At 50.0% G+C, this 23,870-nt stretch carries 21 protein-coding genes; 2 read left to right on the forward strand and 19 right to left on the reverse strand.

The window, feature by feature from the left end; genetic code table 11:
* Nucleotides 1–24: 24 nt before the first annotated feature.
* On the reverse strand, nt 25–723 hold the full coding sequence (locus J0X19_RS02485; RefSeq protein ID WP_206980592.1) for a glycosyltransferase family 4 protein: 699 nt from the start codon (nt 721–723) through the stop codon (nt 25–27).
* A 207-nt stretch (nt 724–930) separates the two neighbouring features.
* Between J0X19_RS02485 and J0X19_RS02490 the strand changes: the two genes are divergently transcribed.
* Entirely contained in the window at nt 931–1,128 is a 198-nt protein-coding gene (locus tag J0X19_RS02490) for a hypothetical protein (protein ID WP_206980594.1), read from the forward strand.
* A 282-nt stretch (nt 1,129–1,410) separates the two neighbouring features.
* On the opposite strand, the gene J0X19_RS02495 is transcribed toward J0X19_RS02490, so the two are convergent.
* The 16 genes from J0X19_RS02495 to J0X19_RS02570 all read right to left on the reverse strand — a co-directional run bounded on the left by J0X19_RS02495 (nt 1,411) and on the right by J0X19_RS02570 (nt 20,782).
* Nucleotides 1,411–2,217, reverse strand: a complete 807-nt coding sequence (locus J0X19_RS02495) for a glycosyltransferase family 2 protein (protein WP_206980596.1) — start codon at nt 2,215–2,217, stop codon at nt 1,411–1,413.
* Nucleotides 2,218–2,326: 109 nt separating this feature from the next.
* Entirely contained in the window at nt 2,327–3,109 is a 783-nt protein-coding gene (locus tag J0X19_RS02500) for a glycosyltransferase family 2 protein (RefSeq protein ID WP_206980598.1), read from the reverse strand.
* A gap of 72 nt (nt 3,110–3,181) precedes the next feature.
* Nucleotides 3,182–4,342, reverse strand: a complete 1,161-nt coding sequence (locus tag J0X19_RS02505; RefSeq protein WP_206980599.1) for a glycosyltransferase family 2 protein — start codon at nt 4,340–4,342, stop codon at nt 3,182–3,184.
* Between the two features lie 237 nt (nt 4,343–4,579).
* Nucleotides 4,580–5,488 carry a glycosyltransferase family 8 protein gene (locus tag J0X19_RS02510; protein WP_206980600.1) on the reverse strand — a complete coding sequence of 303 codons (909 nt, stop codon included), beginning with the start codon at nt 5,486–5,488 and terminating at the stop codon, nt 4,580–4,582.
* Between the two features lie 186 nt (nt 5,489–5,674).
* On the reverse strand, nt 5,675–6,292 hold the full coding sequence (locus J0X19_RS02515) for an acyltransferase (protein WP_206980601.1): 618 nt from the start codon (nt 6,290–6,292) through the stop codon (nt 5,675–5,677).
* A 152-nt stretch (nt 6,293–6,444) separates the two neighbouring features.
* Nucleotides 6,445–7,671, reverse strand: a complete 1,227-nt coding sequence (locus J0X19_RS02520) for a glycosyltransferase (protein WP_206980603.1) — start codon at nt 7,669–7,671, stop codon at nt 6,445–6,447.
* Nucleotides 7,672–7,708: 37 nt separating this feature from the next.
* Nucleotides 7,709–8,656, reverse strand: coding sequence for a hypothetical protein (locus J0X19_RS02525; RefSeq protein ID WP_307788224.1), 948 nt, complete (start codon nt 8,654–8,656; stop codon nt 7,709–7,711).
* A 59-nt stretch (nt 8,657–8,715) separates the two neighbouring features.
* Complete coding sequence (locus tag J0X19_RS02530) at nt 8,716–10,152, reverse strand: MOP flippase family protein (protein ID WP_206980607.1); 1,437 nt, start codon at nt 10,150–10,152, stop codon at nt 8,716–8,718.
* 303 nt (nt 10,153–10,455) lie between these two features.
* Entirely contained in the window at nt 10,456–11,664 is a 1,209-nt protein-coding gene (locus tag J0X19_RS02535) for a glycosyltransferase (RefSeq protein ID WP_206980617.1), read from the reverse strand.
* Nucleotides 11,661–12,569: a glycosyltransferase family 2 protein gene (locus J0X19_RS02540; protein ID WP_206980619.1), complete on the reverse strand. Its 909-nt coding sequence runs from the start codon at nt 12,567–12,569 to the stop codon at nt 11,661–11,663. Before J0X19_RS02540 ends, J0X19_RS02535 begins: the two co-directional genes overlap by 4 nt.
* Nucleotides 12,570–12,576: 7 nt before the next feature.
* Complete coding sequence (locus J0X19_RS02545; protein ID WP_206980628.1) at nt 12,577–14,013, reverse strand: O-antigen ligase family protein; 1,437 nt, start codon at nt 14,011–14,013, stop codon at nt 12,577–12,579.
* Nucleotides 14,014–14,043: 30 nt separating this feature from the next.
* The gene (locus J0X19_RS02550; protein WP_206980630.1) at nt 14,044–16,179 is read right to left on the reverse strand and encodes a Wzz/FepE/Etk N-terminal domain-containing protein; all 2,136 of its coding nucleotides are present in this window, start codon (nt 16,177–16,179) and stop codon (nt 14,044–14,046) included.
* Nucleotides 16,176–16,916 (reverse strand): TolC family protein, encoded by a 741-nt coding sequence (locus J0X19_RS02555; protein ID WP_206980632.1) that lies wholly within the window; start codon nt 16,914–16,916, stop codon nt 16,176–16,178. Before J0X19_RS02555 ends, J0X19_RS02550 begins: the two co-directional genes overlap by 4 nt.
* A complete protein-coding gene (locus tag J0X19_RS02560; RefSeq protein WP_317194735.1) occupies nt 16,916–17,803 on the reverse strand; it encodes a sugar transferase in 888 nt (295 codons plus the stop codon). The genes J0X19_RS02555 and J0X19_RS02560 overlap by 1 nt, the downstream gene beginning before the upstream one ends.
* 86 nt (nt 17,804–17,889) lie before the next feature.
* Nucleotides 17,890–18,267 carry a response regulator transcription factor gene (locus tag J0X19_RS02565; protein ID WP_242581907.1) on the reverse strand — a complete coding sequence of 126 codons (378 nt, stop codon included), beginning with the start codon at nt 18,265–18,267 and terminating at the stop codon, nt 17,890–17,892.
* Between the two features lie 442 nt (nt 18,268–18,709).
* On the reverse strand, nt 18,710–20,782 hold the full coding sequence (locus tag J0X19_RS02570) for a PAS domain-containing hybrid sensor histidine kinase/response regulator (protein WP_206980645.1): 2,073 nt from the start codon (nt 20,780–20,782) through the stop codon (nt 18,710–18,712).
* Between the two features lie 265 nt (nt 20,783–21,047).
* Here J0X19_RS02570 and J0X19_RS02575 point away from each other — a divergent pair, with 265 nt between their 5' ends.
* Nucleotides 21,048–21,797, forward strand: a complete 750-nt coding sequence (locus tag J0X19_RS02575; RefSeq protein ID WP_206980647.1) for a DUF4184 family protein — start codon at nt 21,048–21,050, stop codon at nt 21,795–21,797.
* Between the two features lie 53 nt (nt 21,798–21,850).
* On the opposite strand, the gene J0X19_RS02580 is transcribed toward J0X19_RS02575, so the two are convergent.
* Together J0X19_RS02580 and queA are read right to left on the reverse strand one after the other, a co-directional pair.
* A complete protein-coding gene (locus J0X19_RS02580; protein WP_206980649.1) occupies nt 21,851–22,570 on the reverse strand; it encodes a 2-C-methyl-D-erythritol 4-phosphate cytidylyltransferase in 720 nt (239 codons plus the stop codon).
* A gap of 118 nt (nt 22,571–22,688) precedes the next feature.
* Nucleotides 22,689–23,741, reverse strand: a complete 1,053-nt coding sequence (gene queA / locus J0X19_RS02585; RefSeq protein WP_206980651.1) for a tRNA preQ1(34) S-adenosylmethionine ribosyltransferase-isomerase QueA — start codon at nt 23,739–23,741, stop codon at nt 22,689–22,691.
* Between the last annotated feature and the right edge of the window lie 129 nt (nt 23,742–23,870).

Raw genomic sequence — 23,870 nt, forward strand, 5'->3', positions numbered from 1 at the left:
CTTTTTGTTGCAGAGCTTGTCTTTTTATAGCTGATGAACGGCGGCGCTCAACTTGCGTAAGCCCGCTGCGGCTTTTTCATACATTCCAACCAACTGCGGCTTGATAATATCGGGGTGAAATTCCTGCTCGTAGCACTGGCGGGCATTATGCGCCATAGCCGAGTACTCGGTAGGGGTGAGGGCGAATATCTTGGTGAGAGCCTGCGCTGCTTCCTCGGCGTTGTTCACGGCAAAACCTGCTTTGTGCGCCACAATTTTGCCATGAATGGGCACTTGCGTGGACACAACTACTGGCTTGTAGCACGAAAGTGCCTGAGCAATGCTTAACCCAAAGCCCTCCGTGCGCGACAACTGCATATACGCCTTCGACTGAGCAAGTAGGCTGTTGCGTTCGGGCTCCGGTATCTTATTCGTGAATATTACGTCCTGGCCAATACGCAAGCCGAGTTTCTGGCAGATAAACTCCCGCTCCTGTGTTGCGTGCGCATCGGCAGGACCAATAAGAACATACGTTACATCAGCTGCATCCTGGCTCTGCTCCTTGAATAAGTGAAAGGCCGTGAGGGCTATGTCAATGCCTTTTCGAAAAATATCGAAGCGGCCAATAAAGCATACCTGCTCTTTTAACGACGCTACATCGAACGGAATGCGCATGTCATTCACCTGATTGGTTACCACCGAAACAGGAGTTTTAGTGACGTTGCTTAAATAAGTAGCGCACATTTCCGATATACCATGAACTACCGTGGCATTATCGAGCACGTATTTATCGAATACAGAAACAAATACATTTCTGTACCATCTTTTTAGAAATGGCCGCGCTTGAGTATAAGCGGGGTCATACACGAAGGAATCGTGAGGGGTGATAATAAACGGAATGGAAAGCCGTTTTAATTGGCGGCACACCAAATAATTATCGATATTATAAATATGGCTCAGGTGAAATACGCAGTTGGTATTATCAAGCTGCTCGAGCCAGTTCTGGAAAGCGGTTGGCAGTTGGAATTTGCTTCTGCTTTTGGCCCCGAACAAGTGAATGAGAACATTCTCTTTGGTTTCGGTGCCGTGCCAGTCGCTGTTTTTGGTGCCGTCAAACTCAATAAACTGAATGCTGAATTGTTCTTTTAATAATTGGGTGATTCTGTAGTTGAATTCAGCTAGGCCATCGGCGGCGCCGGCTCTGTAATGGCCTACTATGTAAATAGTTAAGTTGTGTGAAGTGGTTGGGTCCATGACGGCGCATTGGGTTGGCGGAGTGGCAGATTATAGCATAAGTAAAACAGATTTGTTACGTGATAAAGGAGATAGGGTAGCAGCTAATCCAATAAAATAGCTCGCTTTGAATGGGGGGAGGGCGTGCTTGCCAGAATAGCCTAGCAAGCAGCCCCAAAGTATAGCAGTAGTTACCGGCTACTTTAAATGCAGATGCCGCTTGAGGCGCATAATAGTGCCCTTTACCAAGCCGCCGTCTATTTGAATGCGCCGGTCGGTGGTCCAGACAGTTGCTTTGGAACTGCCTACGTAATGAAACTTCTTGTTGAACGTGTTGCGCAGCTTCAGCCCTAGCCAGCCATCTTCGTTGCTGCCTACCGGGTGGTTGAAGCTGTCTACTTGCAGGCCCTCGGCTCTTCTGAAGGCGGAATTGAAACCGTAAATATTAACAGCTTCTTCACGGAATTTCTTGTTTATCCATTTAGAAACGTCGGAGGCATATTCGTACACCAGAAACACCGGGCGCGGGGTTCCTTCGGTTGGAATAAAAGCAAAGTTGCCATACACCATGGCCACATCCTGCTTATATAAGGGCGAAACCATCTGGTCTATCCACTCGGGCGGATAAATAGTATCGGCGTCGGCATTTAAAATATATTCGCCTTTCGCCTGGCTTAATCCTGCGTTTCGGGCATGTGTAATTCCTTGTTTGGTTTCCAGTATACACGTTGCGCCCGCAAGACGAACCAACTCTTCGGTTTCGTCTTTGGAATTATTATTCACTACTATGATTTCTATTTTCTTAGTAGTGGTGGTATCAGCTAACGATGATAAGGTTTTTAAAATATTCTCCGCTTCGTTGTAAGCCGGTATAACAATGGATATATCGGGGGTGGGAGAATACAGGTTCTGAATTTGCTTGCGTACTGTTTCTGCTCTACCTCTAAGCACCTCTTTGGGCTGGTTGTGTTTAGTTATGTAGGCAGGAAGGCCGATGTGTCGCATAGCTACGGGAGAGAGGTACTGAAGTGAAGGAAAGGTAGCTGATTATTGAGGGCAGAACGAGTTGTGCGGGGTAGGCGGCTGGCTGAGCCGATGCGTAAACAGCTACAGCTTAAGGCACTAAGCGTTTGCCGAAGTGAATATCGTAGTTGTATTTCACTTGTCTGAAAACTAGCCGAACACCGGCAATAAGCAAGTTGTTGCTGGAGCGCCAGTCGCTACGGGCAACCGTGCTTGGCTCTTCCGATGAGTTTTCCTGCAAAAACAACTCCTTGAACTTGGTGTAGAACAAGGCCCGGCCTTTGTTCTGGATAAAGGAGATGCACATCAGGTACTCGGTGCGGTCCGATTTGATACCCTCTTTGTAGCGCCCAAACCGTTCGAAGAAGTTGCTGCGCCGCAGGTGCGGATGGTCGCTGTAGTTGTAGATTTTGCCGGTGTGCGTGAACCACGGCTTGTACAGCATTTCCGCAAATCCTTTGCGGTAGGGCTTCAGGTAAGGATAAGCGTAATAGGCGTAGAAGCGGGCAATATCAATGTCGGGCGCTTCTTCCATCATGGCAAAAGCATCAAGGAAGTGAGGCAGAAACTGGTCGGTAGGCACGAAATCTTCCTGCACGTAAAGCGTGTAAGGCGTCTTGACGGCGTCTTGCCCTTTGTTCAGGTTGTTGCCTAAGCCTTTGTTAACGGGCGTAGTCACCAGATTGAATTTGCGCTTCTGCTGGAGTTCCTTGAGCGCCTGCACATGCTCGGGTTTGCTCCCATCGTCCGACACGACAATATCTCCAAACGTCACGTTGAGTTCGGCAAAAGAATCGAGGAGCCGCTCCAGCGACTTACTGCGGTTATAGTGGGTGACCAGTAAGGTGACGGTAGGAAAATTTGCCGTTGACATCAATCGAAGGGTTTAATAATAGCGCTTAGGCTTAGCTTACAGATAGGGGGCCGCACACCACGCCTCAGGCAACTAGGCCACCGATGGGCGGTGCGCCTTCTCCCAGGCCGCCGGTTGCGAATTCCGCACGAAGCGGCCAAAGCCCCGGAAGGCTGCTACGTTCATCATGGTAAAATAGAGCGGCACCAGCGCCGCCCCCGCTTTGCGGTTGCGGGTAGCCAGCCACCAGCCCACGGCGCTGCTCAGGTAGAACAGCACTTGCAGCACAAACAGCAGCGTGTAGATACCTTGCTGAGTATAGGCCAGGTAGGCATTCAGTGGCAGCAGCAAGGCCAGCAAGGCGGGAGTCAGGCTCCAGCGCAATACCCGGTGCGAAACGTACAGGAACGTTACTACAGGCTGCCGAAATGGGTTGAGCAGAAAAGTCAGGCGAGCCATTGACTGCCAGCCGCCGGCACAGATACGCACCTTACGGCCCATTTCCTCGGGCAAAGAAGTGGATGGCGGCTCCATGGCATAGGCTTTGGGCTCATATACCACCCGGTAACCCGCTCCCACAATGCGCATAGACTGCACGAAGTCGTCGAGAATGGTGTCGTGCTCGAGCGGTTTGAACAACTCCGTACGGAACGAAACCAACTCGCCGGCCGCGCCCATCAAACTGCATATTTTGGAGTCACAACGCTTCAGAAACGATTCGTATTTCCAATACAGGCCCTCGCCCGAACCCGACGCACTGCCGTCGTTGAGCACAACTTTTTCGCCGGAAACTGCGCCCACTTTCGGATCTTGGTAGTGGCGAATCATGGCGCGCACCGCTTCCGGATTCAGCATGGTGTTGCAATCCGTGAAGATTACGTAGGGCGTGTGCACGTACTGCATCGAGCGGTTCTCGGCCATTGATTTGCCGCCGCGCTCCGGCACGTGCAGGTGCTGCACCGTAGGAAAAGCGGCCAACACCTTGCCCGACTCATCCGTGGAACCATCGGTGATAAACAGCAGCTTCAGCTTGCTAGCCGGATAGTCGAGCGCCAGGCAGTTGTTGACCTTGGCGGCCAGGATAGAAGCCTCATTATAGGCCGGAACAATCAGCGTGACTTCAGGCTCGAAATCTGCCGTTGATGCGGTGTGCGAGGAGCGGGTTAGTTTAGCCCACACACCTACCAGCAGTCCGTAGCCTACGTAGGTGTAAAAGATGACTCCCAGAGACACCCAGAATAGCAATACAAGCATGAGCAAAGCAAGAAAAGAAATGAGGCAAGCCAGCTGATAAGCCGCTCACTTCCTGGTGATAGTATGTTTTCAATTGCGTGTTAGTCTGCTACGTAACTCAGTAGCAAGTAGGAGTTGGCTAACAACGATAGGCGTGATTTAAGGCCTGCCAAGTCGCCTGCTTACAGGCGGTTGGTGGGCGGTGTGCAGAGCGGCGGTACAAAGATGTGTGCTGAACGGGTAGGGCCAATGAAGGTTTCAGTCGCGCACCCTGATAAATCGAAGAAAAGAGGTGGCTTTCTTATTTAAAAGGTTGTAGGCTTTTCGGAGCATCCGGCTCGACTCCAGCCGGGGACGGTAGCCGCGCCATTCGGTTTGGTTGAGGTAGTGAAAAAACAGGTCTTTATAAGCCGGGTTGTGCTCATACATTTTGAATATTGGTTTGCGACCAATAAAATGAATCAGAAAGGGCTTCTCTACCGTGGACATGGGTACGCAGTTCCACAGCGGGTCAAGCTCCAGCCACTGCTCCGCCAGCACCACATTAAGCCCGTATTGGTCAGGGAAGCCAGCATACGCCTTGTTGTTGTTGATGCACGCAAGCACCTTATTGGTTAGGTTCATTTCGCGCCACAATGGCATATCAATTACCAAAAGGCCAGAGTTGAAATACTTGGCTTCAGGATTGAGTCCAAGCTCTTTGTAGTTTTTGATTCCGCCCCAGGGGTTGCTCACCTTCTCCGTCCGGTCAACTGCCGCCGCCAGCACGTGCCCTTGCAAATCGACATTCCACAGCACGGAAATGTCTTCCAGCAAAATCATGTCAGCATCCAAGTAAATGATTTTCTTCACCTTGCTGTCAACGAAGTAAGGAGCAAACAGGCGAATGTAGGCGCTGATTGGAAAAGACGAATTATCCATAGGAATAACCATATTCCTGGGAATGGCATCCTGCATCTTGATCCACACCAAAGATATCTGGGGTGAATCAATGCATCTAGTCAGCTTGGCTCGGTTTGTAGCGCTTAACCCATCGTCAACAATATACAGGGTGATGGTTTCCGCTGACTTATGAGTTACATCCAGTGATTTGAGCAGCGCTGCAAGTAAAACCGCAAAATGATTATTGCAGACTACAACGAGGGTTATGGTTTCCTGTGCAGTCATAAACGATGTAGCATAGGGGTGTGCAATGAGGCGGGCAGACGTGTTCGTAAGTAGTGCAGTATTCTTGCATGCTAAATAGGAGGGTAATAAACAGATAAGCGGAGGGTCGTATTGTAAAGTGAATTTAAAGCGAAAAGTACAGAAATATATAGGTGAAGTGAAATTTAAAGCGCAGATAATAAGTGCTTAACGCACTCTGTCCCAAGTGCCGGAAGAGGCATTGTACTGTTTAATTACTCGGGCCGGGTTGCCACCAACTACCGCATAAGCCGGCACGTCTTTGGTAACTACGCTGCCAGCCGCAACCACTGCATGCTTACCAATGTGCACTCCTGCGGTGATAACAGCATTGGCCCCAATCCAGGCCTCATCGTCCACTACAATGGCTGCCGTCGAGCATGGCTGGTCGTTTATGGGCATCGTAATGTCCTGATAGCCATGATTCAGCCCGGAGAAAACTACATGCTGAGCAATAATTACGTCATTACCCAACCGAATTGGGCCAATCAGAACGCTGGAAATACCAATGAGGGAACGGTCGCCGATGAATACGCCGCCCATGCCATTATTGATGGTAACATAATCCTCGATAATTGCCTTGGCGCCAACCTCGAATGGGTTGAAAGGCAACACATCTAGGCGGGTTTTCCAGCGCACCAAGGAGCCGCGGCCGTAACGATGCTTGAATGGGTTAACCAGCCAGCGTACCCATAGCCGGGGGCGTGCCTCCTGCGGAACGACCAGCAAGTACAGCACCAGCTTTTTCAGTTTTGGGTTGTTTTTGATGCTGTCGACTACTGACATAGAAAGGAAACCAAGTGAAGGCAGGGTAGCGTTGCAACGCTCCAATCAATTAATGGTACTAGGGCTGATAGGCGGGCTTCTGACGACCAATTCAGCAAGCAGGAATAAGCCTTTCTTTATTGCGAAGAAACTGTGTAAAACAGGTCCAACTATTAGGCAGGTTGCTTCTTAGCCGATGCTGACTCAACTATATCCCAGAAGTAAGCCACTCGGGCCTGCCAGGTATTGAGGGCTGCCTTGGCTATGCGAGCCTGTTTTCTCTCAGCGCTATCCTCCTGAATTGCCTGATTAATCTTCGCCACAAATTCTTCTTCCGTCTGGGCAATGTAAGCCACATCACCGAAGTCCTGAATGTCTTCGGAGAAGGCAGTGGCAATAACCGGCTTACCAGCCGTCAGGTACTCATTTATCTTCAGCGGGTAAATGCTCTTCGTCAGAACACTGTACTCGAACGGAATGAGCAGGCAGTCGCTGTGCTGAAGGTAGGAGGGTAGGTCTTTTATGTCGCGGGAACCGGTGAAGATGACGTTGGGCAGTTTGTCTAAGTCAAACTCTTTATGGTCTTCATTGCTAACAGGACCTACCATCAGCAGTATTTTATCGGTGTGGGTTTGCGCCACCTTCTTTAGCAGGCTGTAATTGATACGGCTGCCAATATTACCCGTGTAGCAAATAATCTTTTTATCGATACCAACTAATTCTTTAGGCCGCGCAAGCTGCTCAGTTGCTGCTTTCTGGAACAAACTAAAGTCAGCCGCATTGGGCATGCAGAAAGCCGCCGGTGTATAGCGAGAAATCAGATGCGTTAGTTGTTTGGAAGTACCCATACTCACATCGGAGTTGAGAATCACTTCTTTCTCTAAGCGCACCCCATGCCTAGCAATATAGGTTTCCTGCGTGATGTCGTCAATCGTCTGGTACACCTTTACCACTGGCTGGATGTCCGCCTCAATCGACCTAAAATAAAAGGGGTCAAAGGAATTAAAGAATACGTACTTCTTAATATTGAAATCTTTAATTGTCTTCTTCAAGGCATTCTGCACAATACGGTCATTGAATTTCCAGAGTGTATTGTACAGAGTTCCTTCCTCAAGCCAGTTGATAGGTAAAGTAACCTTTGGTGTTACAATAGTTAAGTTATCGGGTAACCCGTCTATTTTACGGTAAATACTCTTCCCCAAAAACAAAGCAGGTATCCTCGACTTCACCATATCCTTGTTGGAATACTGTGAAGCAACTTCATTCAGAGAAAAAGGATGATCTATATAAAAGACCCTGTTGTTCTTCGCAAATTCTTTAGCAAAGCTAAATCCTACTGACGAGTAAGGATTGTCCCACCTGGAAGTTGAAATGATAACAATGTCGCAGTCGTTTCTCATGTTAGTAGCAGGAGTAGTAAGTTTCATACTGTGCCTTTCAATAATGAGTAGATAAAAAATTGATTATATCATTATCATTTTTGGCATGCAGAATCTGCGCTCCAGAAAGCAAAGGAAAGAAATTGGCAAACTCATTGAACATTATTTCCAATCCCCCTCCCGTGGCTGGGTTATCGTTGCCCTTCGATAGTATAATATTGACTCCTCCAAAATAACTTGCCAGCGTTGCTGTGCCCCCATGCACTGAAACAAAGCGTTGGCAATTTGCATAAACCATCAACTGTAGATGATTAAAATTATTTACTGAGGCTTGATGCTTTCTGTATAGATCATCCAATAATATAACTTCAGGGTGAAATTCGTTTAGCCATTTATGCTCGCCTAAATCAAGTATTTCACTATTGTCTTCAACAATATGGGCTGGTAAAGGTCTGTTGTATATTATTTGGTATTTGCTTTTGTATTTGGATATGATTTCGTTTAAGACTTCAATACTTAAAAAATTTAATGGTGGCCCATCCCACTCAACGTTGTATTTATTGGCAATGACCATGATAGGCTTTTCAAAAACGAAGATATCGTTCTTGTAATGCTCTTTTAACGGCACAGGTGCCCATTTTTGATAACTTTTAGAAATGCTATGGGTGGTATTAGGAGTGTCAAAGTTCTCGTAAGCAAATCGAGCATTCCTAAAATCATATCTCTCTTCATGGTTCTCACTAAAGAAATAAAATTCTTTAGTGCCTTTGCAAGATATGGTTTTGGCTAATGTTCCATTTAAGTGATGCCAATAGGCAAACGGTAGTATATGGCAAATTTCTGTTTGAAATTCTCCCGAATAATTTATCTCTTTGTATTTTTTCTTAACAATATAATCGTCAGTGAAGAATCTTATCTGATTTAACCTGCTAAAGTAATTGTCGCGAATATAATAGCGAATGCCTTTATCCATTTTTGGATATTGAATAAAGGTTATAGCTGACAAGACTTTAAGTATGATACTCTTCATTGAGCCGAAAGCAAGGTGGTTATGGGTGATAGTACCTATAAAGCTTTTGCTGATGATCTTATATCTGTTAGCGAAACTTTGTACAGCAGGGTTAATACTGCGTAGATGGATCCCCCAATACACACCTGTACTATAGTATTGGTGAGGCCAACATAGCCAACTGTAATTTTATAGATGTAGATTGCTCCAATCATTAGCAAGCAGAATAAGGTAGTTTTCAACACATTCAATACGAATTCGCGCATAAAGTCTCCAACTAAATATTGAACGATGAAAAAGTTTAATACTAGATTTACCAAGGTTGCAGTTAGATAGGCATAGGCTATACCAATTACACCCCACTCTTTGCCGAAAAGGTATAGCAGAGGGATTTTTACGATTAGGGTAATCAAATTAAGGTATAATAGAAATTCGGGTTTACCCTTCGAGTATACTAAAGTGAAAAGCGGATGTGCCAAGCAAGTGAATATACTTACGAAGACAAAGATTTTTATCAACTCAATTGTCTGCTCCCAGCCAGGACCGTACATCAATGGTACTACACTATCCGCAGTTATGTACAGGCCAGCCAACAGCGGAAAGTTAAGGTAGCTTACTAAGTCCAAGATCTTTAAGTAAGACCTTTTAAGGCTAAGAGGATCTTCCTTCATTTTAGCAAGAATAGGATAGGCTACCTGTAGAATAATTGGGTTTAGCTTGCTAACAGGAAATATTGTCAATTGTGAAGCAATTGTGTAGAAGCCCAGCGCTTTTACACCCAATATTCCGCCAATTGCAATATTGTCAGAATTATTCTGTACAAAAGAAATAAATCCTTCTCCCACGTTGTAGATGCCAAATCTGAGGTGCTCTTTCGTAATAGAAAGATCAAAATTCAGCATGGGAATAAAATATTTACGTCCGAATATTATCTGCAATACTGATCTGGTTACAGCCATTACTAACTGCCCGAATATCAGGGATAATTCTTCGAATTTAAGATAAGCTAATATTATAGTAGTTGCCGTTCCAAAAACAGCTCCAATTATATCAATAATAGCCGTTGATTTGAATTTTAAATTTTTTTGCAGTAGGAAGGAATATATTTGACCGAAATACGCTACCAGAAAATATAGGGATGATAGCTTGATTACATTTTCTAATTTGGGTTCTTTGTAGTAACTAATAACTAATGGAGTGCAGAAATAAATTATAACTGCCATAGATGCTCCAAGCAGTATGTTTAATATGTATAAGGTGGATAATACTTTTCTGTCGTCTTCCTGCTTGTAAATTATTGAATTGGAAAATCCAAGATTGCCAAATATGTTAAAGAAGTTTATTATCAACGCGCTTACGCTAACAATGCCAAAAGCAGCTGGCGGTAGTAGCCGAGCGAGGATAGCAACCTGCGCAAATTGAAAACAGGTTGAAATAACAGTTGCGACGGTTACCCACTTTCCACCATTGATTGCCTTTTCTTTATTACTCATTTTGCGTTGCGACTACACGTGGTGGAGGCTTGGAACCGTGGTATATGCACAGGATTGTGTAACAAGACGCACGGTGATACGCTTGCCAAGCGAGCAAGTGAAATAAGGTTCCTGCTTCTTAATTGAAGTAAGGTGTGTTACCTAGTTATGCTTGTTTTTGCAATATTAGGCTATAGTTAGCTCTAAGCCATACTATATAGCCCAGTCATTTCTCAGAGGCTGCCCGTAAACCGTACTTTATTCCTAATACAAGGCAGGCGAGAGCAGGCAGGAAGACTATTTCCCAAGGCATAAAACAGATAGTTAGTGCTGGGGAGTATCCATGCCAGAACTGGTAGCATGCGGAGTAGGCATGAAGGAAGACTTGGCTTTCTTGATTTGCAGCAGTGCCAGTACCATTGAAACCAAAGCCAGCGGCAAGTGCAGAATAGCCTGCGCTACCTGACGATTGTATAACCGGGCCGGCAAGGAAAGGAGCAGTGCCCCCCCCGTGCCGAGTAGCAATCCGGCCCAAAACAATGGAGAAGGTCCTACGGGTAGCCGAAGCAGAGACAAGAGAAATAGCACTCCCAACAAGCCTAATAGCAGAATGCGCGGCACCAGCAGGGTTTGCAGCACTTTATCGAAGAACTCAACATTACCACGAAACAACTGCACCGGGCCTTCCCAGAAGTACTTCTGAAGAAATTCCACCTGGGCAGCTATCCAACGGGTTCTTTGAGTGGTAAAAGCCTGAGAGTTAGGGATTTTCTCGTCGTAAACGTAGGCGTTAGGCAGGTACCCGATTTTGATTTCGTCTTTCACCGTGCGGAAATCCATTTCCTTATCCTCGCCGGGCGTTTCGCCAATGTCTTGCATCAGCTTCCGCAGGTACTGGAACTCGAAAGCCATACCTGAGCCGATGAGAGCCGCCGACATACCCAAGCTGGCGTGGCCCTGGCGGAAGATGTGGTTGTTAATCTCCTCGTTGCAGGCGTCGAGAACGGCAAAGGCCGAATCCAGGTTCTTGGCGGTACGGTGGCCCTGTACTACCCGATAACCGGCCGCAAAGGCATCATTTACCTGAGTCAGGAAGCCAGCATCCATGATGTTGTCCACGTCTAGCACTACGGCCACATCGTAGGCATCATTTGGCAAGGATTGCAACGCCGTTAATAGCGCCTTGCCCTTGGTGCTCTTCTCGAAGAATACCTCGATAACGCCAATTTGCTGGCGGCGCAGCGCCTGTACGGTGGCTGGCTGCAACCCATCAGCAATAACGTGGACGTCCATCTGGCCTGGGTAGGCCTGGCGGAGAGCGGCCGGAGCAGTTTCCAGAATTACGGCGTCAGAATGGTAGGCAGGAATAAGTACGCACATCCGCCGATAGGCTGTGCCTGCGGGTGCTTTAGGAATGGGGGCAGGTTTACGGTGTCCGGCTATTGCAAAAAGCAGCAGGTACAGCACGTTGAGCAACAAGAATATTCCCAACGCATAGAAGAGTAGGGAAATGATGGTCAGTACGATGCTCATGAAAGAAAATGGTTTTGGTGCACATTATGGGGGTGAAGGTGCCACTTGAGCCCCCGCCACAACGCGTCTAAATATTTTTGCTCTAGATGGAGCCCATACACCAGCCCTTGCTTGGGCACAGCTACAAATAGAAAGAAAAGCATGCCACTCCAAAACCGCACGCCCGACGAATTGCGCCGGATATACAATAGGCGGTTGCGGTACATGTAATACGTGCGCATCACCGAGCCTTGCCCCACCGAAACCGACTCTTTGTGGTAGACGGTGCCTTGGGCCACGTAGTGGCTTTCATAGCCCCCGCGTTTAATCATTTCGCACCAGTCCAGTTCCTCGTAGTAAAGGAAATAAAGCTCGGGCATCAGACCTACCTTCCGGATTACTTCCATCGGTACCATCATGGCGGCACCGTGGATGAGCGGGGTGGGGGAGGAGACGTTGTGTTGGCCTTCATCCTTTTCCATCAGCCCAAACGTCACGCTACGGCCGGTCCAAGGATTGATGCCTCCACACCCAGCGTACTGAATCAGGTTGTCGGTGCCGTGGAATATGATTTTGGGCGAGGCGATACCCGCTTTAGGATTTGCCTCAAACAACTCGACCAGCGGCTCTAGAAAGCCGGGGTCTACTTCAGTGTCGTTGTTAAGAAACAGCAGGTATTTACCCTTTGCAACGGCAATGCCTAAGTTATTGCCCCCGGCAAAGCCCAGGTTTTCAGGGGACCGAATAAGGTGAACCTCTGGGAATTGGTCGGCAATAGGCTGTATTTCCGCTTCCGGCGACGCATTGTCAACTACAATTACCTCGTAGTTAGGATACGTTATCTGCCGGAGCGAAGCCAGCATTTCACAGGTAACGCTGGCTTGCTTGTAGTTGATGGAAATGATGGAAACGAGCGGCTTATCCATAAGTAAATCAGGTAGTAGGAGAAGCTTTATCGAGTTCCGGACCAAGGAAAACAAACACCCAGGAGATATACACAATCATGGCCGTGGGCACCTGGTTCATGATTTCGTTGCCGTAGCTACAGAACAGAATGCCGCTGAAGCCGGCCGTAAGCGCCAACAGTTGTTGTCGGAGCTGCGGGTTGCGGATACGCCAGACAATGCCACAGCATTTGCCCAGAATATAGAGCATCATGCCAAACCAGATAGTGAAACCCACGATGCCGTATTCTGCCCAAATCTTAACGTAGTAGCTGTCGGGCTCAATGGTGGATATAAACTTGTCTTTGTTGAACTCGTGCCCCCACGTACCTATGGTGCCAACTCCTTCGCCGAACGGCTTAGTAGCCAGGTAGGCACGCAGAGTGGCCTGATTGGTGAGGCGCAACTGCAACGAGGGGTCGTTGGGGTCCAAGGACGAGCGGAAGCGGAAGACGTCAGGGTTGCCGTTACCAATGTTGGTATACTTCAGCACTCCTAGAGCTCCTACTGCCAATACGCAGCCAATAATCAACACTTTGGTTTGCTTACTTAACAGCAGGTACACAAAAATACCGGCTGCCAGCACAAACATAGCGCCGCGCGTACCGGAAATAAGCATACCATACAATAAGATAAAACTGGCCAAGCCAAAGGAAATCCGCTTCCACCAAGCAAATGGGCCCAGTGCCAGAATAAGGCAGATGAGGCTGATATGTGCCTGGGAAGAACCAAACTGGGCAGCCTCACTATAGAAGCCGAAAATGCGGAGCTTGCCCCAAATAAGGTGGGTTTCGGCAGCTCCGGCATCCAGCCATAGCTGTTCCATGGCGTCCACCCCGAGCACTTTTTGCTTGATGCCGTAGAAGCTGGCCAGCAACGAAAACCCGATGATGAGCAGCAAAAACAGCCGTAAGTCGCGGCGCTTATTGAACAGCACAAACCCCAGGGGCACGGTAAGCAGCCAATACAGCGAGATGTTACGCATCTCATAAAACCAGCCCGCAACGCTAGGGCGCGAAGGATTAGCAATTTCCAGCACGGTAATGCCAAACCATATCACCCCTAGCAACGACAAGTCATTTTTCGCACGGGTCCAGGTAATTTGCTCGGAACGGTGAAAGATGACCCCCAGCCAAGTAAGCACCAGCAGCCCATCCATACCGAGCCCAAAGGGTATTCCCGTAACGTGCCGCCCGATGTAGCCCAGTACAAAGCAGTAGACAATGTAGGAGATGAACCCAGCCCGGGGGTTAAGAAAAATCAGGACCAGGAAGAATACCAACAGCGTAATGCCCAGCAACAAACCAGGCACTAAGGTGCCAACCTGCCCAGCCGACCACCCCAGCCCCAATGCTACTAACAACGCCACCGGTAGTAGCCAGCGGGAGTTGAGAAGGGTTTCAGAAAATGGCGGGGTAAGCTTCATACGCTGGCGGCGCGGCAGACCGCGCCAAACTTAACTTAACACTTCTTCGCCGTGTTGCGGCGATACGCCTGACAAAACAACCTCAACGGGGGCTGTTGTTGCAGTGCGAAGATAATCAACAGTTTGCTGATCGGTGGGGCGCCAGGTGCGCGTGGCCGGTACCGTTAGAAACACCAGATTCAGCTGCCGCAGAATACCCACTGGCACTGCTTCCTCGCGAAGCGCCGGGAATTCAACCAGCACCACTTGCACATTGGGCGAGCTAATTTCCGACATGCGCTTCGGTACGGCATGCTGAATCAACTGATCAAGGGGCCAGCCTTGTACAGCCGCTGCTTCCGATGGATAGAACAACGACGGTGCCTCAAACGTGTCGTCTACGTCGTTGTGGTCGGGGTACAGGGCTAGAGTTTGCACTCCCATTTCGTGGCAGCGCTGGGCCAAGGCTTGGCACAAGGTGGTTTTTCCTTCTTCCCGCTGCACGCTAAACACGCCCACCACAAAGGGAGATGGTGTTTGCGAAGAGTTGGCTTTCAACAGGATGTGGCGTACCAACTGGTCGAGGCTGCGCTGCTGGGAGGCTTGCAGTTGTTTGGTAGGAGTTACCTGCTTGTCCAGCATGATGCCGGCCACTGGCAGGCCAATACGGCGGGCAGCAATTTGAGGGTTCTTCAACGAACGGTCGAGCAAGCCTAAGCCCAATACCAGACCCGTAGTGAACACAAAGCCACCGACACTGCTCAGCAGTACCAACAGCAGCAGCTTGCTGGTTTTAGGTGAGGTTGGCAGATTTGGCGCATCAACGATTTTGAGGTGCGTGGCAGTAAGCTGTGAGTTCTGCTGCGACGAACGGCTGGCGTTCAGGCTGGCTAATATGCCCAGATACTCTTTCTCCGCCAGCTCTATTTCCCGCTCAATCCGTTTTTTAGTGGCACCAAGTGGCGCCATGCGCTGGTATTCCTGCTCAAACTCCTGTAGGCGCCGATTCATAACCCCCAGCTTGGCCTTGCTGGTTTCCACCTGTATCATGTCCTGCATCCATTGCGAAAGCAGATCCTTATTGGCAATACCTTCGGTGGAGTTGCTATTGGCAACTACCTCATCCACATTGTTTTGCAGATTCTGAATAGTTCTGTTGGCTTCCGCTTGCAGCTGACGAGCTTTGTCAGCCGAGCCAGCTTCTTTTTGCTGGCTGTACAGCTGCTGATCTGCAATGGCTGCGTTCAGTCGACTCAGTTTTTCCTTCTGTTCAATTACTTTTCTGCTACTCAGTAAAGCTCCTTGCTTACCACCAAGCTTCCGGTTTATGGCTTGCAAAGCAGCCTGAGCTCCCGCATAGTCTTGGTTCATTTGGGCCAGTTGGCTGGCCAGAGCTTCTCTCTCGTTGGCTACCGTGCTCGACTGCTCATCGTAGTTGATGATGTTGTTGTCGCGGTTGAAGGCTAGGTTCTCGTTTTCAGCTTTCGCCAAACGGGCCTTTGCCTTCGTTAGCTCGTTTTCGTAGTACTCGATAACCGACTCAGTCTGGCCTTCACGCAGGTTTCTCGACTGGTTCATAAATACCTGAGTAGCCAAGGCCAACGTGGCGCGGCATAACTCCGGGTCGTAGCTCTCAAACTCCAGCCGTACTAAGTCACTAGTGCCAATGCGCGTTCCTATCAGGTTGTTGAGCGCCGCCAAAGAATAGGTGGGGCTGCCAGAGTTCAGCAGCTGATAAAGCAAGTTGGTGTTGTTGGCCTTGGCGTAGCGCCGTACGTTTTCCGCTGTGGCCTCAAGCGTTGGGCCGGTTAGCTGCTGGCGTAAACGCTCAGGGAGTACTTCTTGTAGCTCCTCGTAGGGGCCACCGCTGCCAAGCAACGCCGGTTGCTTGCTACTCTGCCACAAGTGGCTGGCCAACAGCTGGTAAACAACTTCTTCCTTGGTAGAACGAGCCTTAATCAGGTTGATAAGGTTATCGAAGGCGTTGGCTGTAGACGCGTAGTCGGTCTGCGCATTGCCAGTGAGCGAATAACCCGAAGCAATACCCGTGTAAATGGTGGTATCGGAGCTATAAACTTTAGGAAGATGCCGAGCGAAAAAATAGGTTGAAACGCCGAGCACCACGGGTACCAGTACCAGCAGAAGCCATTTTCGCGCCAGCAACCGGAGTACGTCAGATAAGCTCATGGGGTCTGCATTAAAGAAGAAATAGTGGTTCCTACCACTTCTTCCAATATCATGAATGATGTATCGTATTGATTACGAGCGGTTTCCTGCGACATGGCCGATTGATTCAGCTGATTGGTCGCCTCAGAAAGTTCCGTTAGCGTGAGCTGGCCCTGCCGAAACTGCTTTTCTGCTAACCGGTAGTTGGTTTGCACCGTCACGTAAGACTCTTGTTGCAGCGTCAGTAGCTTTTTGGCCAGCACCACGTTCTGATACAGTTGAATTACCTGTTGGCGCAATTGGTTTTCCTGTTCTTTGCGCGTGAGTTCATTGCGCTGGTAATTCAGCTGTTCCTTTTTGATCAGGGTGTTGCGGGAAAGTACCTGCAAGAGCGGTAACGCCACTGAAACACCAGCCGCATACAGGCCCGCATTACGTCCTCTGTCGTAACCTGGCACACCTGGGTTGATGGCGCCAATGGTACCTTGGTTACCGTAAGTGTAGTTGCCTATTACGCCTACACCACCGAGTATCTGGCGCTTGGCGATTTTTATGTCCTGCTCATTGATAGACTTCCCTACTTCCATCGACTGCAACTGAGCCGAGTGCTGGATGGCAGCAGCCGTGAGCCGTGGCAAGGCAATAGTCGGAGAATCAAAAAAGACAGTTTGCCAGGTGCTGGCAGGCGCAGTCTTCGCCTGTCCTAGCGCTACAGTGGTGTAGAACGCCAGGATCAGGCTGCCCAATAACTTTCTCATTAAACGCTTTCCTTTTGGAATAATGCTGGTATCGTCTTCAACACGATTTCGATGTCTTTCTTCAGCGAGTAGTTTTTAGCGTACTCCACGTCCAGCATTTTGCGCTCCTCCTCCGACATGTCGCCGCCTTTGCCGCGCTTGGTTACCTGCCACAGGCCAGTAATGCCAGCCGGGGCAATAAAGCGTGCCGCAAATTGGTCGGTGGTAATCTTTTCGGCTTCGTACAGCGGCAGCGGCCGGTTGCCGACAATCGACATATCACCTCGCAGCACGTTGTAGAGCTGGGGCAATTCATCGATGCTGGTGTTACGAATGATTTTGCCAATGAAAGTTACGCGGGGGTCATTCGCAATTTTAACGAAGGCGGCGCCGGCTTGTGCTTTCTTGAGTAGCTGGTGCTGGCTCTCGCAAATCACTTGGCCTTTATCGTCAATCAATTGAGCTTGGCAAGGTGTATCGCCGGCCAGGCACTGAGGGCACAACGCCGATACCGAAACCTGCTCTTGCTCGGCTTCTGCTTGGTACTGATTGAGGCCCTTCATAGAGGAGAGCATCTGGTCAGCATCCTGCCGCATCGAGCGGAATTTCCAGAATTTAAACACCCGGTAGCCCGTTCCAACCCGGTAAGAGTAGTAAAAGATTGGCCCCTTCGATTCCAGCTTGATAAGTAAGCCAACTATCAGAAAGAGAGGGGATAAGCAAAGCAGGATGAAAGCAGCAAAGAGAGTATCGAAAATCCGTTTGCTGATGGGAAAGTGCAGAGAATATGGGTTGCTGGCTGCTTCAGGAGCAGCTGCCGGATTGTAACTGGGAAACTTGTTCAGGTGCGGACCTACCCTTTCCTTACCTGTCCCTTGGAACATGGGATTTGTGATACTTGCATTCATAACAACGTGAGTGTGTGGTGTTGCGCAACGTGCGCATTAGGACAACAGGGCGGGTAGTAATAGGGTAGTAAACGGGGCGAGGATGCTTATACTTTCACTTTATCTAAAAGCTTTCTAACCCGCAGATCTAACTCCTCCGGATTGAATGGCTTGACCACGTAGTCGTCGGCACCTTGTTTGAGGCATTTGATTTTGTTGCTGGTTTCATCCTTGCCCGAAAGCATCAATAGCGGAGTGCTGTGGTGCAGGATGTTAGCGCGCAAGCGTTTGATGAAGTCCAAGCCATCCATAACTGGCATGGCGTAATCGGCTATGATGGCATCGGCGTTATTGCCCTTTTCCAGCCATTGGATGGCCTCCAACCCGTTTGATTTCAACACTACATCGAAATCAGAGGTGAAGTAATGTTCTAGGATCAGGCGAATCGACGGCTCATCATCGACTACTAGTAAGGTTTTTTTCATAACCAATATCAGGAGGTGATGAGGTGGAAAGAAATTTCGTGTTCTACGCAGGGGGATAGGCTCTCCCTGTGAAAATAAGTCAATTTGTTATGATTTGAGTTACAAATATAGGTGTCTGTATGGGAATAACAAAACTCTATCGATTTTATGCAATGATTTGGTAATCTTCACAAGGACGAGCTACACAGCTAATGTGCCATTCTGAAACCTATGAGCTACTGCAAAAAGCTTCCTTGACTTATAGGAAACATACAGTATAAAACTTCATTCTTCTAAGTGAAACAAAGCCAGAACGAAAATAACTAATTAAAAATTAAGGATTGTATATAATAAATCTAGCCTAGTTGGCCCTCATTCAATCAGCCAGTGCCCATTCTTTGAAATGTACTTTGAACATGAGTAAGTCATATACAGGAACCGGTTAAGGTGCCTAATACGTGGGTTAAAAAATTTTGGCCATATTTTTTGAAAAAAGATCAATAAACAGTGGAGTGGCCTTGGAAATGGCAGTGGCTAACGTATAAAATTCGCTCTTAGACGGAATAGGAGTGGTTTCTGCCAACGCCTCAAGCTTCTTAAGATGGTTTGTTTCTGGCTGGATGTTGAGGCTGCCGAAGGTGGTTTTCAGGCTGTGGGCCTCCTGGGCCACCGTCGGCCAGTCGTTTCGCTCAATGGCATCCTGCAAAGACCGAACCTGCTGGGGCACTCTCTCCACGAATAGCTCCAGAATCTTGTAAATGAACACGGGGTCGTTGCCCAACTTGCCGAGCAGATTGAAATCATAATGCAAACCCAGCTCTGCCGGCGCCGCTGGTTCTTCCGGTAGCGGTAGGCCACCACCAGGAGCCCGCTTGCTCACTTGAGCAAGCAGATTATACAAGGCCACATCGGTGTAGGGCTTGGTGAGGTAATGCGTGAAGCCCAACGACTGGTAGGAACCCGCATTGATGCGAATTGCATCCGCCGACAACGCAATAATGGGTACATGCTGGTTCGGGCCGGGTGCAGCGCGGAGGCGGGCCGTAGCTTCTATGCCATCGAGCATAGGCATCTGCACATCCATCAGAATCAGGTCGTACTTGCTTTGCGACGATTTAAGCAAGGCTTCCTCTCCGTTCTGCGCCATTTCCACCCGCACTTTCCACTGCCCCAGCATCGAAACGCCAATCAGTTGGTTGACGGCGTTGTCTTCGGCCAGCAGCACCGTGAGGCCTTGCAGCAGATTGGGGTCTTTGATAACCGCTGCATTTTCCGTTAAAGGGGCTTCGCTCACTGCGTACGGAATAGTGAACCGGAAGCAGCTTCCGCGGCCTAGCTCACTTTCCACCTCAATGGAGCCACCCTGTAGCTCAATCAGGTTCTTGCAGATAGTCAGCCCAAGGCCCGTGCCACCGTACAAGCGTGGAATGCTGCTGTCGGCCTGCCGGAAGCTGTTGAATATCTGGCTGATGTTCTCAGGGCTGATGCCAATACCCGTGTCGGCTACACTGAAGGTGATGGGCAAACTGCTGCCTTGGCACTGGCTGGCATCAATGGTGATGGTAATGGCGCCTTGGCGCGTGAACTTGATGGCGTTGCTGATTAGGTTGACTAGCACCTGATGCAGCCGGAAAGGGTCGCCTGTGGCAAGTGGTAGGGGGGCTTCCGGACTCACAATGCGCAGTAGCAAGCCTTTCTCGTCGGATTTGAAACTCAACGAGCGAGCCGCATTCTGAACCGTAGATAGCACATCGAATGGGATATTCTCCAAGCTAATCTTGCCGGACTCGATTTTGGCAAAATCCAGGATGTCGTTGATAACTACCAGCAAGTTCTCGGTGCTGGACTTAATCATATCCACGTAATCGGTTTGCTCCGTGGAGAGGGGCTCCTTCTTCAGCAAGTCCGCCAAGCCCATAATTCCGTGCAAAGGCGTCCGGATTTCGTGGCTCATATTGGCCATAAACAGCTGCCGGGCTTGCACCGATTCTTCGGCCACCTGGTGGGCCCGTTTCAGGTCGGTAATGTCCGACGAAAACGTAAGAATGTAGTCCGAGCCATCTGCCTGCGCCAACGGGCTTTTGGTGGTGTAATACCACACCGTTTGCCCATCCTTAAGGTGGTAGCATTCCTCGAATGACGTGGTAACTATCGGGCGGCTTATTGCTTCTGTTGGGTCAGTGTCCGGGCTGGCAGGGCTTTCTTCTTCCACCGAAGCCGGGCTGATTTGCTGCTCAAGCAACTCAATGTAGCGCTTGTTGGCTAAGATGCATCGGCCGGCCTGGTCTTCTACATACACCAGGTTCGGGCTGTTATCAATCACCAAGCGCACTAGGCCCTGCTGGTCTTCCAGCTGCTGCTCGGTTTGTTTGAGCTGGCTAACTACCCTGGCTAAGTTGTGCGCCGCCTCCGGCGACGATACCAGGGTGGTAGAAGCGGTATCCACTGTTTCCAGCAGGGTTCTAAGCCGGGCTACTTCGGCTTCGGCTTCTTTCCGCCTTTGGCGTTCGAGGGCTAGGGTGACCTTCAGACTCATAAGCAGGGAAAAGTATGCTGCACCAGACAGGGGCCGCCCCACCGAATTACTCATTTAGCGAAACGGCTAAATGAGTAATTCGGTGCGCGGCACATTATCCTCGGAAAGATACCGGACTTTACTGGAAGAGTCACACAGGATGGTGCAATGGTAGACAGGCGCTGGCTAATAGACAGGGCCTGTAAAGTCGCCTAACGGGGTAAGTCCTACCTTTGCTACGCCTTACTAGCTCGGCTGCTCGGCGCTGGCCGCTACTTTATATTATATGCCATTCACTTTTTCGCATCCGGCACTGGTTGTCCCGTTGTTATACGCCCGGCGTAAGTACCAGTGGATATCCGCTACTGGGCTGATAGTGGGTAGCATGGCGCCCGACTGCGAGAAATTTATCCGGCTTAAGCTGGCTAGCGCGCACAGCCACACGGTAGCCAGCATCTTTTATTTCAGCTGCCCGGTTACGTTGGCGGTGGCTTTTATTTTCCACCTGCTGGTGCGGCGCCCACTCCTGGCGCACTTGCCGGGAGTGCTGTATCGGCGCCTGGAAAAATACATGAGCTTTGACTGGTTAAACTACTTCCGGCGCTACTACTGGGGTGTGCTGTTGAGCGCCATAGTAGGCGCTGCGCTGCATCTGTTCTGGGATAGTTTCACGCACAACCATACCCTGACAGCGGAAATGCTACCCGGCCTGCGTGGTATCATGTGGGTGGGCAGCCGCACCGTACCCATATTTCACGTGGTGGCCTTTGTGAGTTCCGCAGTTGGTGGGGCCATCATTGCGCTGGCTGTCTGGCTCATGCCTGCGCGGCAACTCAAAGCTGTGCCCGCTACTGCCAGCGTGCTGCACTATTGGGGCCTGGCGGTTGTGATAGGGGTAGTGCTGGAAATACAATGGGTGCTACTAGTGCAGCCACGTATCCTGAGTGCTGGCATTGCCGCTATTACCGCCGGGCTGATAGGCATACTTGCCGCTTCCGTTTATTTCCGGCGGCGTATGGCCGTACGGCGCTCTTAGTTGAGTGCCAGCAAACCCCACTGAAATTGACTGGAGCGGGCCTTTAATTGCCACTATAAAGCACTCTGCTGCCGTAGCAGTGCTTCCGCTAGCAGCAAATCATCGGGAGTTGTGATTTTCAAGTTGCAGTAGTCACCGGCTACCAAGTGAATGGGGTGCATGTCTTCCACTACGCTGGCATCGTCGGTGAACGTGGCTAGCTCAGGTAACTGGTAGGCCCGCCGTAGCAAGTTGATTTCAAAGCACTGAGGCGTTTGCACCAACCGCAAGCGGCTACGGTCTAAAGCATAGGAACCCTGCTGGCTTAATCCGCGCACCGAATCTTTGGGAGGCACAGCGGCTATAGCTGCCCCGTGGGTGGCGGCAGCGGCGTAAGTATTCTCAATAACGGTCACTGGCGTCAGGGGGCGTACTCCATCATGCACAGCCACTACGCCCGTTGGGTAGCTGGCCAATTCTGCCAGCCCGTTGCGCACCGAGGCCCACCGTGAGGCCCCACCTGCTACCACCGTATGCGGCAACTGAATGTGGTAAGTGGCACACAGCTGCGCCCAGGTTTCAAACTGGTCGGCAGGCAGCACCAGCACAATGGCCACTACGCTCAGCACCGGATCAGCAAACCGGCGGAGTGTATGCAGTAGCACTGGCTCCCCGGCCAACTCCAGAAACTGCTTGGGCCGGTCGGCCCCCATGCGCGTACCGCTGCCACCGGCCACTATAATGGCGTATCTGTTTGAAGAAGCAGAAGCTAAAGTGCCAGACGACGAAGCCATAGTAGGGGGTGAGGTAAGAACGTGGGAATGGTAGCAAAAGTAAAGGCCCAGCCGTTTTCAGGGGCTAGGCCTTTGCAAGAATCAAACGCTGTGGTAGCAGCAACCAGTTGCTGCTTGCTTACAAGATCAGCATGGCGTCGCCGTAGCTGAAGAACTTGTACTTCTCTTTAATTGCCGTCTGGTACGCCTCAATCAGGAACTCGTGGCCGGCAAAGGCTGAGGCCATCATCATGAGCGTGCTTTCCGGCGTATGGAAGTTGGTGAGCAGCGTATTGGCAATTTTGAAATCGTAGGGCGGGAAGATGAACCGGTCGGTCCAGCCTTCATTGGCCTTCAGGCGGGAATTAGCCGAAACCGACGATTCCATGGCGCGCATCGAAGTAGTGCCCACTGCGCACACTCGCTTCTTGGCATCCAGCGCCTTGTTCACCACTACAGCCGAAGCCGCGGGCACAATGAAATTCTCGGAATCCATCTTGTGCTTGGTCAGGTCTTCCACGTCCACGGTGCGGAACGTGCCCAGGCCTACGTGCAGCGTAACCGGTACCACTTCCACACCTCTGATTTCCAGGCGCTTCATTACCTCACGGGTGAAGTGCAGGCCCGCCGATGGGGCCGCTACCGCACCCGTGTGCTTGGCGTAGATAGTCTGGTAACGCTCCTTGTCGGCTGGCTCGGCGTCGCGGGTGATGGACTCGCGCGGTAGTGGCGTTTCGCCCAGGTTGTGCAGCGCTTTGTAGAACTCCTCGTCGGAGCCGTCGAACAGGAACTTGATGGTGCGGCCGCGCGACGTGGTGTTGTCGATAACCTCGGCTACCACTTCACCTTCATCGTCGAAATACAGCTTGTTGCCCACCCGGATTTTACGAGCCGGGTCAACCAGCACGTCCCAGAGGTGAATTTCCTTGTTCAGCTCACGCAGCAGGAACACCTCAATCTTGGCGCCGGTTTTTTCTTTGTTGCCATAAAGGCGGGCCGGAAATACCTTAGTATCATTAACCACAAATACGTCGCCTTCGCCGAAGTATTCAATGATGTCTTTGAAAGTCCGGTGCTCTATCTTGCCGCTGTCACGGTGCAGCACCATGAGGCGGGATTCGTCGCGGTTTTTGGCTGGGTGTTGGGCCACCAGGGCCTCGGGCAGGTCAAACTTGAACTCGGAGAGCTTCATATAGGCAGGAAAGGCAAAGGCAATAGCTGGGGAAGCTAAAGAAAATTTGGGTGGGCAAAAGTACGCAACCTCGCTTGATTTATCGTTACTTTTCGGGCGGAAAGGTGAAATTGTGAATTTGTGAGGTGG

Source organism: Hymenobacter telluris (genome assembly GCF_017313265.1).
In the GTDB taxonomy this organism is placed as follows: domain Bacteria; phylum Bacteroidota; class Bacteroidia; order Cytophagales; family Hymenobacteraceae; genus Hymenobacter; species Hymenobacter telluris.